At 41.1% G+C, this 1,144-nt stretch carries 2 protein-coding genes; one reads left to right on the top strand and one right to left on the bottom strand.

Annotation, left to right across the window (positions count from 1 at the left end; genetic code table 11):
• Positions 1–385 (top strand): hypothetical protein (locus tag F6K37_RS43655; protein ID WP_287257381.1); only part of this gene is annotated, 385 nt, incomplete at its 5' end.
• A 454-nt stretch (positions 386–839) separates the two neighbouring features.
• Here F6K37_RS43655 and F6K37_RS43650 read toward each other — a convergent pair.
• Complete coding sequence (locus tag F6K37_RS43650; RefSeq protein WP_287257380.1) at positions 840–986, bottom strand: hypothetical protein; 147 nt, start codon at positions 984–986, stop codon at positions 840–842.
• Positions 987–1,144 lie beyond the last annotated feature (158 nt).

Here is a 1,144-nt window from a genome sequence, read left to right as displayed (position 1 = left end):
TGATCAGGTAGCTACCAAGATTCTGAAAACCCGTGTTCTTAATGGACAAGGCATGCACCCAAGGAGATTTTGTCGCCGCTGGTTCGGACTAGAAGCCCTCAATCAATACGGACAGCCGTGCTACACAGAGTCAGATATCGTAATGGTCGAATCTGAGCATGGTTATCGGGAGAAATGCATCAACTTGATTGCTAAAGTATTAAAGATTAAACCCAATACTATTCACCGCTGGGGAAAAGGAGTTGAGTTTGACAAAATCTCTCCAGATAAGCGACAGCAGTACGAAATGTATCTTGGCTATGTTGACAGCCTCAGGGTGCTTGCTACAAGTTTGGCGGGACTCGATGAAGGTTTATTGCTGAGACTTTTAAATTGGGAACAATAGAGTAGAAATGAGTATAGCGGTTTTAAATTTTGTGAGGTACATATTTTCTGGTTTTAGGGAATAGGGAACAGGGGAAAAATCCTGTGTACCTCATTAGGATAAAAACCGCTATATCCCAACATTGTTGAGTCTATTATGACCATAATAGCTCATTATAATTATTACTTTAGGTCGATTTTTCAAAGACTGTATGCAATACATAAAAGCCTTGACTTATCTCAGAGCCTACTTTTACAATTCAAAGTAGTTCTGAAGGAGAAATAGTTAGATATCGTAAGCCAATGCAAGCTCTTTAGCTGAAGGTTTTTAAGCATTTATGAAGCCTTACCTCGGTTATTTTACCCACCAGCCTGGCCTATCACCGCCAAAATTTCCGCAACACTGCAAAACCCAGATACCTAAACCGGACTACTGGATTCCCCTGATGACCCTCTCGAACACGGGCAGAGGTTGCTCAGAGCGCTTCTAGGGCTTCTGGGAACAGGCTTTCAGGCAAATGTGGTGCTAGAGCATGTCCTGCCTGACTGACACAAGATTCCAGTAGCCTTTTGTTCCAATTGGGGTGAAAAATCTGGAAATGGCGGACAGGAATTCTTGCCAAAACAAACAAGGTTAATTTATGGCAATTTGGCAACATAATAAAAAAGGCTTAGTTTATAGTGGTATTTGAAACTACAAAAGCGTAGCGATGAAGCTTAAATTCTAGCGGTTTGCTTGTATTTTAAGTAAAAAACCGAATCATGACTACTGACTATTGAC

This window comes from Moorena sp. SIO4E2, from assembly GCF_010671945.1.
In the GTDB taxonomy this organism is placed as follows: domain Bacteria; phylum Cyanobacteriota; class Cyanobacteriia; order Cyanobacteriales; family Coleofasciculaceae; genus Moorena; species Moorena producens.
The sequence above is the reverse complement of the archived record's forward strand: the minus strand, read 5'-3'. Positions and strand labels throughout refer to the sequence as shown.